This window comes from Amycolatopsis sp. NPDC003676, from assembly GCF_053587275.1.
The window spans coordinates 1-13053 of record NZ_JBSFNS010000035.1 but is presented as its reverse complement, the minus strand read 5'-3'; the positions used below and the strand labels follow the sequence as shown (position 1 = coordinate 13053).

Annotated in this window: 6 protein-coding genes and 1 pseudogene; all 7 read right to left on the bottom strand. The window is 70.3% G+C overall.

The window, feature by feature from the left end:
• Nucleotides 1-10: 10 nt before the first annotated feature.
• The 7 genes and pseudogenes from ACWDNU_RS21490 to glgX all read right to left on the bottom strand — a co-directional run bounded on the left by ACWDNU_RS21490 (nucleotide 11) and on the right by glgX (nucleotide 12723).
• A complete protein-coding gene (locus ACWDNU_RS21490; protein WP_449670189.1) occupies nucleotides 11-1462 on the bottom strand; it encodes a S1C family serine protease in 1452 nt (483 codons plus the stop codon).
• Between the two features lie 204 nt (nucleotides 1463-1666).
• Nucleotides 1667-2491 (bottom strand): annotated as a pseudogene (locus ACWDNU_RS21485) (glycoside hydrolase family 16 protein); the annotation flags it as partial.
• Nucleotides 2492-2827: 336 nt separating this feature from the next.
• Complete coding sequence (gene glgB, locus ACWDNU_RS21480; RefSeq protein ID WP_449670188.1) at nucleotides 2828-5035, bottom strand: 1,4-alpha-glucan branching protein GlgB; 2208 nt, start codon at nucleotides 5033-5035, stop codon at nucleotides 2828-2830.
• A gap of 5 nt (nucleotides 5036-5040) precedes the next feature.
• Nucleotides 5041-6435, bottom strand: a complete 1395-nt coding sequence (locus ACWDNU_RS21475) for a maltokinase N-terminal cap-like domain-containing protein (RefSeq protein ID WP_370936412.1) — start codon at nucleotides 6433-6435, stop codon at nucleotides 5041-5043.
• 1 nt (nucleotide 6436) lies between these two features.
• The gene (treS, locus tag ACWDNU_RS21470) at nucleotides 6437-8230 is read right to left on the bottom strand and encodes a maltose alpha-D-glucosyltransferase (RefSeq protein ID WP_449670187.1); all 1794 of its coding nucleotides are present in this window, start codon (nucleotides 8228-8230) and stop codon (nucleotides 6437-6439) included.
• 88 nt (nucleotides 8231-8318) lie between these two features.
• The gene (locus ACWDNU_RS21465; RefSeq protein WP_449670186.1) at nucleotides 8319-10298 is read right to left on the bottom strand and encodes an alpha-1,4-glucan--maltose-1-phosphate maltosyltransferase; all 1980 of its coding nucleotides are present in this window, start codon (nucleotides 10296-10298) and stop codon (nucleotides 8319-8321) included.
• Between the two features lie 280 nt (nucleotides 10299-10578).
• A complete protein-coding gene (gene glgX / locus ACWDNU_RS21460) occupies nucleotides 10579-12723 on the bottom strand; it encodes a glycogen debranching protein GlgX (RefSeq protein WP_370936409.1) in 2145 nt (714 codons plus the stop codon).
• Nucleotides 12724-13053: the final 330 nt, after the last annotated feature.

Here is a 13053-nt window from a genome sequence, read left to right as displayed (position 1 = left end):
ATCCGGCGCGTCAGCCCACCGGGCCTTCGGCGGGCACGACGGTGACGTTCTGCTGCTGGCCGGTCTGGTCGACGACGGTCACGGTCAGCTTGTCGCCCGGGTGGTGCTGATCCATCAGGGTGGTCAGCGCGGTGGGCGAGTCGACTGCTTTGCCGTCCACCGCGGTGATCACGTCGCCGGCGGCCAGGCCTGCCTTCGCGGCGGCGCCGTCCGGGACTACCTGCTGGATCGCCGCGCCGGAGCCGGATCCGCCCTGCTGCTGTTGTTGCTGCTGTCCGGCATCGCTGACGGTCACGCCCAGGAACGCGCTCTTTCCAATGTGGACGGTGTCCGAACCGGTGCCGCCGACGATCTCGTGGGCGATGGAGATCGCCTGGTTGATCGGGATCGCGTAGCCCTCGTTCCCGCTGGACCCCTGAGAACCGTTGCCCTGCGAGTCGCCTTGGGAGCCGCTGCCGGGGAAGCCGTTGCCGAGCCCGCCGTGGCTGCGCCGTCCGCCGCCGCCGTTGAACTGGTACCCGGCCGAGGCCGCGGTGTCCACGCCGACGACCTGGCCCTGCGCGTTCACGAGCGGGCCGCCGGAATCGCCGGACTGGATGTTCGCGTCGACCTGGATCAGGTCCTTCAGCTGCTCGGACGAGCTGTTCGATTCGTCGGACGCGGTGATCGACTGGTTCAGCGCGGTCACCCGGCCCCCGGCCGGAACCGGCGCTCCCCCGGCGCCGCCGGCGTTGCCGAGACCGACGACCGCGTCGCCGACCTTCACCGAGGACGAATCGCCGAGCGTTTCCGTGGCCAGCCCAGACGCGTCAGCAAGCTTGAGCACCGCGACGTCGTGGCTCCGGTCGTAGCCGAGCACGGACGCGGTGTACGTCTGGCCGTTGCCGATGTCGGTGACCTTGATGCTGGTCGCGCCCTCGACGACGTGGTTGTTCGTGAGCACCTCGCCGTCGGCGGTGAGCACGATGCCGGTGCCCGCCGCGGCCGCGCCCTGGTAACCGAGTTCGGTGTTGATGTTGACGATGCCCGCGCTGACCTTCTTCGCGATCGCCTGCGGGTCGATGGCCGTGTTCGACGGCGGGTTGGTCTGGTTGCCGATCGAGCCGAAGTTCTGGTTTCCGGAGACCCCGGGCGGCGCGGACGGCGTCCACACGAAGTGCCCGACCCCGAGCCCGACGGCGACTGCCACCGCGATCGCACCGACCGTGACGGCCGCGGTCCGCAACGGGTGACTGGCCCGCTGCGGCCGGTGGTACGGCGTCGCGAACTGCTGCGTCGGATGCGGCTGACCGGCGTACTGGCCGCCGGGCTGCGGGCCGTACGCGCCGGGCGGCGGGTTCCAGGCCTGTTGCTGTCCCCAGCCCTGCTGGTACGGCTGGCCCGCTCCCGGCGAATAGGGGTGCGCCGGTCCGCCGTAGCCGGGCTGTCCCTGGTCCTGCCCGCCTCGCTCCTGCTCGTTCATGGTCCGCTCCCGCGTCTCGTGACCCTCCGCCAGCTCAGCAAACACCCGGTACCTGAGATTTTCCTTGCCGTCGTCCGTGCGGAAGCTGTGTACCCGCGCGGGCGGCGCGAAGAGGGCCCCGCCCGGCTCGGGAAAGAGCCGGACGGGGCCCGCGGAGACCGCGCCTTCTCCGTGCCGCCGGGGTTCCGGCGGCGAGGGTGGTCAGCTCACGTGCACGTAGTCGACCACCAGCTGTTGCGGGAACTGGGTGTTGCCGTCCGGGTCGCCCGGCCAGTCGCCGCCCACCGCGAGGTTCAAGATGAGATAGAACGGGTGGTCGTACACCCATTTCTTGCCGTTCAGGTCCGCCGGGGTGCGGGTTTGGTAGGCCTGTCCGTCGACCAGCCAGACGATCTTGTTCGGCGACCAGTCGACCGCGTAAGTGTGGAAATCGTCGGAGAAGTTCGGGCCGTTGAACGCCGCGCCGATGCCGCCCGCGCCCGAGTAGCCGGGGCCGTGGATGGTGCCGTGCACGGTGTTCGGCTCCTTGCCGATGTTCTCCATCACGTCGATCTCGCCGTCGTCCGGCCACTGCCCGCCGCCGAGCATCCAGAACGCCGGCCACATTCCCTGCCCGCGCGGCAGTTTCATCCGGACTTCCATGTGCCCGTACGCCTGGCTGAACTTGCCGGCGGTGTTGAGCCGCGCCGAGGTGTACTGGCAGGCGCCGTACCAGCAGTTGTTGCCGGAGTTCTCTTTCTTGGCGGTGATCACGAGGTGGCCCTGGCCGTCGAGCGCGCCGTTCGCCGCGCCTGAGGTGTACCACTGCCGTTCGTGGTTGTTGCCGTTGTTGTCGCCGGTTTCGTAGCTCCACTTGCCCCCGTCGGCGGGCGCGCCCGCCGGGCCGTCGAAGTCGTCGGAGAACCCGGCGGCCGGAGCGGCGGCGGGGGCGGCGTTCCCCGCGGGCGTCAGCGCGACCGCACTGGCGACGGCGAGCGCCGCGGGAATCGCGAGCAGCCGCCACCGGGAAGAGGTGTGCGTGGACGTCATTGTCATCCCTCAATCACTCGAGGGGCGGCCTGGCGGCGCCACCCCGGGTTTGTTGTGGATGGCAACAAAGTATGCCCACCAGCGCCTTCACCGGCAAGACGTTCCGTGGGTCATTTTCCGACCGACGGTGGGGAAAGGTGCTCCCGGGAGGCATTCCGGGCAAGGCCGGGTGACCGGACGGGCAAGCGGTCAGATCATCCGGCTCGATCAATACCGGACGGACTCGAGCGGGGCAGGGCAGGGTACGTGAGGGCCACCTTCACGGAATCTGATTCCCTCAGGGTTCCCCTCACGACCCGCACGGGTCAGCGGCGCGCCGGAGTGGCAGGTGGCGGATCAAGCCTCGGTGTCGGCGGAGGCGCGTTCCTCCAGCAGCCACAGCACCCCGCTCGGCGGAAGCTGCAACACCGCCGACGCGGGCTGACCGTGCCACGGCTCCTCAGTCGCCTCCACCGCGCCCAGGTTCCCGACCCCGGAACCGCCGAACGACTCCGCGTCCGTGTTCAGCACCTCGGTCCACCGGCCCGCGGCCGGAAGGCCGACCCGGTAGTCGTGATGCGGGACCCCGGCGAAGTTGGCGATGCACGCCAGCCGCGAGCCGTCCGCGCCCAGGCGCAGGAAGCTCAGCACGTTTCCGGCCGAGTCGTTCGCGTCGATCCAGCGGAAGCCGTCGGGCCGGACGTCGCCGCTGAACAGCGCGGCGGTGTCGCGGTAGATCGCGTTCAGCTGCCGGATCAGGCCGCGGACGCCGCGGTGCAGCGGGGTTTCCAGCAGGTGCCAGTCCAGCGACCGCGACTCCGACCATTCCCTCGGCTGGCCGAATTCGCCGCCCATGAACAGCAGCTGCTTGCCGGGATGCGCCCACATGAACGCCAGCAGCGAGCGCAGCCCGGCCGCCTTGTTCCAGTCGTCGCCGGGCATCCGTTCCCACAGCGAACCCTTGCCGTGCACCACTTCGTCGTGCGACAGCGGCAAAACGAAATTCTCGCTCCACGCGTACACGAGCGAGAACGTCATCTCGTTGTGGTGGTACGCCCGGTGGATCGGCTCGTGCGACAGGTACCGGAGCGTGTCGTGCATCCAGCCCATGTTCCACTTGAAGCCGAAGCCCAGACCGCCCAGATGCGTCGGGCGGGTGACGCCGGGCCAAGCGGTGGATTCCTCGGCCACCATGACCACGCCGGGGTGTCGCTTGTAGACAGTCGCGTTCAGCTCCTGCAGAAACCGGACGGCGTCGAGGTTTTCCCGGCCGCCGTACTCGTTCGGCAGCCACTCGCCGTCCTTGCGCGAGTAGTCGAGGTACAGCATCGAGGCGACCGCGTCGACGCGCAGACCGTCGAGGTGGAACTCCTCCAGCCAGAACAGCGCGTTCGCGACGAGGAAGTTGCGCACCTCGTTGCGGCCGAAGTTGAACACGAGCGTGCCCCAGTCCGGCTGCTCGCCGCGGCGCGGGTCTTCGTGCTCGTACAGCGGGCTGCCGTCGAAGCGCGCCAGCGCCCAGATGTCGCGCGGGAAATGCGCGGGCACCCAGTCCACGAGCACGCCGATGCCGCGCTGGTGCAGGTGGTCGACGAGGTACCGGAAGTCGTCCGGCGAACCGAAGCGCGACGTCGGCGCGTAGTACGACGTGACCTGGTAACCCCACGAGCCGCCGAACGGATGCTCGGCCACCGGCAGGAATTCGACGTGCGTGAAGCCGGTTTCCTCGACGTAGTCGGCCAGTTGGTCGGCCATCTCTCGGTAGCCGAGCCCGGGCCGCCACGAGCCGAGGTGCACCTCGTACACGCTCATCGGCGCGTCCGCCCAGTCGGTCGCCTCGCGCCGGGCCACCCAGTCGTCGTCGCCCCAGGCGTACGACGATTCGGTCACCTTCGACGCGGTCGCGGGCGGCACCTCGGTGGCGAACGCCATCGGGTCGGCCTTCTCGTGCCAGTGCCCGTCCGCGCCGAGGATGCGGAATTTGTAGCAGCTGCCCACGGAAACACCGGGGACGAACAGCTCCCACACGCCCGAAGACCCGAGCGAGCGCATCGGGTGGCCGCGGCCTTCCCACGCGTTGAAGTCGCCGATCACCCGCACGCCGCGCGCGGTCGGCGCCCACACCGCGAAGGACACGCCTTCGACGACGCCGTTCGGAGTGTCGTACCGGCGCACGTGCGCGCCCAGCACGTCCCATAGCCGCTCGTGCCGTCCTTCGCCGATGAGGTGCTGGTCCAGCTCCCCCACCGTCGGCAGCCAGCGGTACGGATCGTCGGTGACGACCGTGTGGTTGTCGTAGCCGACCTCGATCCGGTAGTCGCCGGGATGTTCCGGCAGCGCCGCGGCGAACAGCGCGTCCGCCACGCGCTCCAGCGGAACGCGGCGCTCGCCCGCGACGACCGACACCGACGTCGCGCCCGGGCGCAGCGCGCGCACGACGATGTCGCTGCCGTCGGTGTGCACGCCGAGCACCGAGTGCGGGTCGTGGTGCTCGCCTGCCAGCAGCCGGTCGATGTCGAGCGGAGACGGCGCCGCCGAGGGCAGATCCGCGGGGACAGCGTTCACGGGGGTCACTCGCTTCCGTCGGTGCTGCGGGCGATCGCCGCCAGGGGCACGCTCAGCCAGTCCGGCCGGTTCGCGTGCTCGTAGGCGACCTCGTACACCGCTTTGTCCAGTTCAAAGGCGCGGAGCAGGCCCGCGTGCGCCTGCGGGTCGCCGACCGGGCCGCCGGCGCGGGCGTACCCGGAGCAGAACGCGGCGCGGTTGCGCCGAGCCCATTCCATCGCGTGCCGGGTCACGTCCGCGTTCTCGGGCTGCCCGACGAGCCGCTGGTGCGCCGCGTAGTCGAACGACCGCAGCATGCCCGCGACGTCGCGCAGCGGCGAGCGCAGCGCGTGCCGTTCCGCGACCGGGGCGGCCGGTTCGCCTTCGAAGTCCAGCAACAGCCATCCGTTGACGGTACGCAGCACCTGGCCCAAGTGCAGATCGCCGTGGATGTACTGCATGACTATCGGCGACTCGTGCGCGCGCACCGTCTCGAATACTTCGCGCAGCGCGGGCGCGTGCACGGCCAGCTCCGGGACCACACTGGACACCTGGTCGAGGCGCTCGGTCATGGCGCGCACCGTGCGGTCCAGCTCGTCGCTGTCCGCGGGCTCGGTGCCGAGCGCGGTCGCCAGGTCCGCGTGCACCTCGGCCACCGCGGCGCCGAGCCGCTCGGATTCGCCCGCGAAATCGCCGCCCGCCTCGGCCGCGGCCTGGTCCGGTTCGGCCAGCAGGTCCCGCACGCTCGTGGTCGCCATCGCCCAGCCGTCGACCGCGTCCGGCAGGAACTCCTGCAGCATCCCCATCGTCGCGGGCTCGCCGTGCAGATCGCCGGAGATCGAGCCGACCACGCGGGCGATGTGCTTGCAGCCCGCGTCCTGCAGCGCGCGGTGCAGCAGCAGGTCCTTGTTCGTCCCCGCGCTGAGCTTGCGGAACAGCTTGAGGATGTACTGCCCGCCGTACACCAGCGAGGTGTTGCTCTGTTCGGCGGTGATCGGCCGCGAGCGCAGGCCGGGCTCGAGCGTCGCGTCCGGTTCCGCCGCGAACCGCAGCGGCCCGGCGGACTCGCCCGCCGCCATCCGGTCCAGCAGCCCGGCGGTGAGGTCCGCGTCGCCGCTCGCCTCGTAGAGCCCGTCGCCGAGCACCGCGGCCGAAGCGACCTCGGGAACCCCGGACCGGCTGCCGACCAGCAGCTGGTACGGCTCGGTGCGGTCGCCCTGCACCACGTCGACGACCGCGTGCACCAGCAGCGGATCGGGACCGGCCAAGGCGGTCAGCTCGACCGGGCGGACCTCGTCGACCGGCCGGTCCTTGCCCGCGAACCAGCGCTGCGCGGGCAGCCAGTCCGGCAGCAGGGCGGTCAGCGCGCGGGAAACCTCGGGCAGTTCGGGCGGGGAACCGTGGTGCGACAGCGGACTCACCTCATTCTTCCGGCTCGAGCAGCTGGAACCAGTAGAACCCGTGGCCGGGCAGCGTGAGCAGGTACGGCAGCTCGCCGATGTCCGGGAACCGCACGCCGCCGGTCAGCTCGACCGGCGTCGCGCCCTGGTGCGCGGACAGGTCCAGCTCCACCGGCTGCGGGAACCGGGACAGGTTGTTGACGCACACCACGACGTCCTCGCGGCCGTCCGGGCGCAGCCACCGGCGCTGGTAGGCGAGCACGCTCGGGTTCGAGCCGCCGAGGTCGGCGAAATCGCCCTGGCCGAACGCGTGGTGCTGCTTGCGCACCTCGATCATCCGGCGCGTCCAGTTCAGCAGCGACGACGCGTTGTCCGCCTGCGCCTCGACGTTGAGCGCCTGGTGCCCGTACACCGGGTCCATGATCACCGGCAGATAGATCCGGCCGGGGTCGCAGGTGGAGAACCCGGCGTTGCGGTCCGGGGTCCACTGCATCGGGGTGCGGACGGCGTCGCGGTCGCCGAGCCAGATGTTGTCGCCCATGCCGATCTCGTCGCCGTAGTACAGCACCGGCGACCCGGGCAGCGACAGCAGCAGCGCGGTGAACAGCTCCTGCTGGTCGCGGTCGTTGTCCAGCAGCGGGGCCAGCCGGCGGCGGATGCCGATGTTGGCCTTCATCCGCGGGTCCTTGGCGTATTCGGAGTACATGTAGTCGCGCTCTTCGTCGCTGACCATCTCGAGCGTGAGCTCGTCGTGGTTGCGCAGGAAGATGCCCCACTGCGTGCCGGACGGGATCTGCGGCGTCTGCAGCAGGATCTCCGAGATCGGGAACCGCGACTCCCGGCGCACCGCCATGAAGATCCGCGGCATCAGCGGGAAGTGGAACGCCATGTGGCATTCGTCGCCGCCGGACTCCGCGTCGCCGAAGTACTCGACCACGTCGGTCGGCCACTGGTTCGCCTCGGCCAGCAGGATCCGGCCGGGGTATTCGTCGTCGACGACTTTGCGGCAGCGCTTGAGGAAATCGTGCGTGCGCGGCAGGTTCTCGCAGTTGGTGCCCTCCTGTTCGAACAGGTAGGGCACGGCGTCGAGGCGGAAGCCGTCGATGCCGATGTCGAGCCAGAACCGCAGCACGTCGATCATCGCGTCCTGCACGGCCGGGTTCTCGTAGTTGAGGTCCGGCTGGTGGGAGAAGAACCGGTGCCAGTAGAACTGGCCGCGCACCGGGTCGTAGGTCCAGTTGGACGTTTCGGTGTCGACGAAGATGATCCGCGCGTCGGCGTAGCGGGAGTCGTCGTCGCTCCACACGTAGTAGTCGCCGTACGGGCCGTCCGGGTCCGAGCGCGACTGCTGGAACCACGGGTGCGCGTCCGACGTGTGGTTCAGCACCAGGTCGGTGATCACCCGGATGCCGCGCCGGTGCGCCTCGTCGAGCAGGTACACGAAGTCCTCGACGCTGCCGAATTCCGGCAGCACGGCACGGAAATCGCTGATGTCGTAGCCGCCGTCGCGCAGCGGCGAGGCGTAGAACGGCGGCAGCCACAGGCAGTCCACCCCGAGCCATTCGAGGTAGTCGAGCCTGCCCGCCAGCCCGCGCAGGTCGCCCGTGCCGTCGCCGTTCGAATCGGCGAACGCGCGCACCAGCACCTCGTAGAACACCGCGCTCTTGAACCATTCCGGGTCCTTCGGCGCCGCGTGCGCGTGCGCGAAGTCGTCCGCCTGCGGCTCGACCAGCAAGCCGTCGGCCGTCACCGCCTCCCCCGTGTGCGGCACGTCCGCCAGTCCCGCCGCGGCGCCGGGCCGGCTGTCCTCGTCCATCGTTCCACCTTGTCGTGAGTGCGTGTGCTGAATGGTGGTTATCCCGAACGGACCCGGGATAACCACTCGCGAAGTGCTGTTGTCGGGTTCAGGCCGCTAACCTGCGGCGCAGAGCCACGATGTGCGCGACCGCCCGCCACGGTTCGAGCCGGACGAAGTTCGCCTGGCCCCAGTCCCACGTCTCGCCGGTGACCTCGTCGTGCGCGATCAGCCGTTCGGACCAGTCGAAGCCGAGCGCGGGAAGGTCGAGCCAGAGCGTGCCCTCGTGCGCTCCGTGCGGGTCGAGGTTCACCACCGTGACGACCGTGTCACCGGTCGCCGGGTCCTGTTTGGAGTAGGCCAGCAGCGCTTCGCTGTCGACGTGGTGAAAGCGCAGCGACCGCATGCCCTGCAGCGCCGGATGCGCGCGGCGGACGGCGTTGAGCCGGGTCAGCCACGGTTCCAGCGAACGGCCTTCGGCGAGCGCGCGGGCGAAATCGCGCGGGCGCAGCTGGTACTTCTCCGAGTCGAGGTACTCCTCGCTGCCCGGCCGCACCGCCTCGGATTCGAACAGCTCGTAGCCGGAGTACACGCCCCAGGTCGGCGACATCGTCGCGGCGAGCGCGGCGCGCAGCGCGAACATGCCGGGCCCGCCGTGCTGCAGCGATTCGTGCAGGATGTCCGGAGTGTTCACGAACAGGTTCGGGCGGCCGTGGTCCCAGTGCGCGACGAGATCGGTGCCGAACTCGGTCAGCTCTTCTTTCGTGGTGCGCCAGGTGAAATACGTGTAGCTCTGCGTGAAGCCGAGCTTCGCCAGCCCCCACAGCCGGGCCGGGCGGGTGAACGCCTCGGCGAGGAACAGCACGTCCGGATGCGCGTCCTTCACCGACTGGATGAGCCACGCCCAGAAGTCCGGCGGCTTGGTGTGCGGGTTGTCGACCCGGAAGATCCGCACCCCGTGCGACACCCAGTGCAGCACGACGCGCAGCACCTCGTCGTAGATGCCGCGCGGGTCGTTGTCGAAGTTGACCGGATAGATGTCCTGGTACTTCTTCGGCGGGTTCTCCGCGTAGGCGATGGTGCCGTCCGGGCGGGTGGTGAAGAACTCCGGGTACTTGACCACCCACGGGTGATCGGGCGCGGCCTGCAGCGCGAGGTCGAGCGCGACCTCGAGGCCGAGTTCCTCCGCGCGGGCGGTGAAGGAGTCGAAGTCCTCGATCGTGCCGAGCTCCGGGTGGATCGCGTCGTGCCCGCCCTCGTCCGCGCCGATGGCCCACGGCGAGCCGACGTCGTCCGGCGTCGCGTCGAGAGTGTTGTTGGGGCCCTTGCGGTTCACGCGGCCGATGGGGTGCACCGGCGGCAGGTACACGACGTCGAAACCCATGCCCGCGACGCGGTCCAGCTCGCGCTCGGCGGTGGCGAAGGTGCCGTGCACCGCGCGGCCCTGCGCGTCGAGGCCGCCGGTGGAACGGGGGAAGAATTCGTACCAGGAACCGAAAGCGGCGCGCTTGCGGTCGACCCACAGCTTCAGCACGCGGCCCTTGGTGATCAGCTCGCGCACCGGGAAATCGTGCATCAGCTGGCGGACCTCGGGCGACAGCGCCGGCCCGACGCGCTCGGCGAGATCGCGTTCGTCGTCGCGCAGCGCGGCCGCGGCCCCGGCGAGCAGCGGGCGCTCGGCCCGGCGCTCCGGGCGGCGCGACACCCGGTCGAGCAGCAGCGCCCCGCTCTCCAGGTCGTTGGCCAGCTCCCCCGGCCCCTGCCCGGCGGCGATCTTCACCTCGACCGCGTGCTCCCAGGTGGCCCACGGATCGCTCCACGCGTCCACGCGATAGGTCCACATGCCCTCGGCGTCGGGCACGATCACCGCGCCGAACCGGTCGAGCCCCCGGCCCTGCTCGGCCATCCGCGTCTGGCGCGCGGCGCGGTCGCCGGGACCGCGCCAGGCGACCGTGGCGGCCACCGCGTCGTGGCCCTCCCGCCAGACCGTGGCCGTGACGGGGAAATGTTCGCCTGCAACGGCTTTGGCCGGATATCGGCCGCAGCTGACAATGGGTGCGACGTCGTCGATCCCGAGCCTGCCGGTCATGGCAATGCCCCTTTTTCACGGTGGGTGGGAGGGTGGTCGGAGTGTGCTTCCGCGAGCACGGTCAGTGTGCCTGATTCCTCCAAAGCCGTTGACAGCGGGGCCTTTTTCGGAAATTCCCGCCACCCGGTCGGGCGAAACGCGCCCATTCGGCGGAACTCCCGGACGCATTCCCGTCTCCCGCCCGCAACACGAACGCCGAATTGCGTTAACAATCGCCCGCCACGTTCCGGTGATTACCCGCGAGTATCGATACTGACGCCCGTGAGCGGAGCGTGCGGGACTAAAGCTGCGGGATCTCCACCGTGTCCCGCGGCGCGCGCAGCAACAGCAACGACCGCGCCTCGACCGTGATCCGCGCCTTCGGCTCCAGCACGCCGGGGTTCGCCGGAGTGCCGTCGGCGGTGCTGGTGTCCAAAGTGGGCTTGAAGGTCTCGCCGTACTCCGGTCCGGGCAGCACGATCTCGGCCGGTTCCGCGCCCGCGTGCAGCACCAGCAGCCACGAATGGTCGGTGACGAGCGCGCCCTCGCGGTTGCGCGCCTGGCTGTTCGACCCGTCGATCCACATGCAGAGCGTGCGGCGGTCCTCGTCGAACCAGTCGATCTCGTCGAACTCCTCGCCGTCCGGGCGGAACCACACGAGGTCGGGCTTGCCGGTGACCGTCGTGCGGCCCTCGAAGAACTCCGGCTGCCGCAGCGCCGGGCTGTGCGCGCGCAGCCGGATCAGGCGGCGGGCGAACTCGAGCATCGGCTCCGAGGTCTCGGTCGGGGTCCAGTCGACCCACGACGTTTCGTCGTCGAGGCAGTAGGCGTTGTTGTTGCCCTGCTGGGTCCGCCACATCTCGTCGCCCGCGGTGAACATCGGCGTGCCGGTGGACAGCAGCAGCGTCGCGAACAGGTTGCGCGCTTGGCGGGTGCGCAGCGCGACGATCGCCGCGTCGTCGGTCTCGCCCTCCGCGCCGTGGTTCCACGACCGGTTGTCGTTCGTGCCGTCGCGGTTGTCCTCGCCGTTGGCCTCGTTGTGCTTTTCGTTGTAGGACACCAGGTCCCGCAGCGTGAAGCCGTCGTGCGCGGTGACGAAGTTGATCGACTGCCACGGCCGGCGCAGGTTGTGGTCGTACAGATCGGACGAGCCGGACAGCCGGTACGCGAGGTCGCGGACGCCGGTCGCGCCGCGCCAGAAATCGCGGACCGTGTCCCGGTAGCGGCCGTTCCACTCGGCCCACTGCGCGCCGAAATCGCCGACCCGGTAGCCCTCGCCGGTGGCGTCCCACGGTTCGGCGATCAGCTTGCAGCGCGACAGCACCGGGTCGGTGGTGATCGCGGTGAGCATCATGGACTCGCGGTCGAACATCTCGCCGCGCGGGCGGCCGAGCGTGCTCGCCAGGTCGAACCGGAAGCCGTCGACGCCCATCTCCTGCGTCCAGTACCGCAGCGAATCGGTGACCAGGCGGACGACCGTCGGCGAACCGGCGTCGAGGGTGTTGCCGCAGCCGGTCAGGTCGGCCATGTGGCCGCGGCGGGTGTGCAGGTAGTACGCCGGGGCGTCGAGGCCGCGCAGCGAGAGCGTCGGGCCGTCCGGGCCGCCTTCGCAAGTGTGGTTGAAGACAACGTCGAGCAGCACCTCGATGCCGGCCGCGTGCAGGGCCGCCACCATCGTGCGGAATTCCTCGACCTCGCGGCCCGGCTCGCTCGCGTACCCGGCGTGCGGCGCGAAGTAGCCCAGCGGCGAGTAGCCCCAGTAGTTGTGCCGTCCCGAGCGGATCAGCGCCGGCTCGTCGGCGAACGCGTGCACCGGCAGCAGTTCGACGGTCGTGACGCCGAGCCGGGTCAGATGCTCGATCGCGACCGGGTGCGCGAGGCCGAGGTACGTGCCGCGCAGCGCCTCCGGGATGAACGGATGCTGCTGGGTGAAGCCCTTGACGTGGAGTTCGCAGATCACCGACTCCTCGAACGGCACCTCGGGTTTGATCCCGGTGTCCTGCCCGCCCGGCGAGGTGACCACCGACAGCGGCACCGCGCCCAACGAGTCCACAGTGGACATCGGACCGCGCTCGGGGTCGCCGGTGAAGCCCTGCGCGGCGTGCAGCCCGGCGAGCCTGCCGTCGATCCGGCGCGCGTACGGGTCGACGAGGAGCTTGGCCGGGTTGCAGCGGTAGCCGCGTGCCGGGTCGTACGGACCGTGCACGCGGTAGCCGTAGCGCTGGCCGACCGTGACGCCAGGGACGAGGCCGTGCCAGACGCCGAACGTGCGTTCGGTCAACTCGATCCGCCGCTCGGAACCGTCGTCCCCGACGAGGCACACCTCCACCGCGTCGGCGACGGCGGACGTCACCGCGAACCGGACGCCGCCCGCCTCCGGGTGGGCGCCGAGCGGGAACGGCCGTCCGGCGAGGACCTGGTTGTCGGTTGCGGGTCGCTGTGCCATGCGCCGATCTTTTCAAACCCGGGGCGGCGGCGGGCTCCGGCGCTTGGCTGAACTTGCCCAGGTTAGGGGTGATGACCTGGGCCGATGGCGTCCCAGACAGGGGTCAGGCCGGGCGCGCCCCGAAGGCAGCCTCGACAGCGAGGCTGTCCTCGTACATGTGGTGCTTCGCGATCAGCCCGTCCCGGACTGCCGTCGCGAACCGCTTACCGCCAGCCTTGACCTGCTGAAAGCTGACTCCGAAGAGACAGCGGCCGCACCCCACTCACCCCAACGCGGGATCGCGTCGGCGTCTGACGGAGCTGCGTGCACGGCCCCCCGGGCCGGGTACGC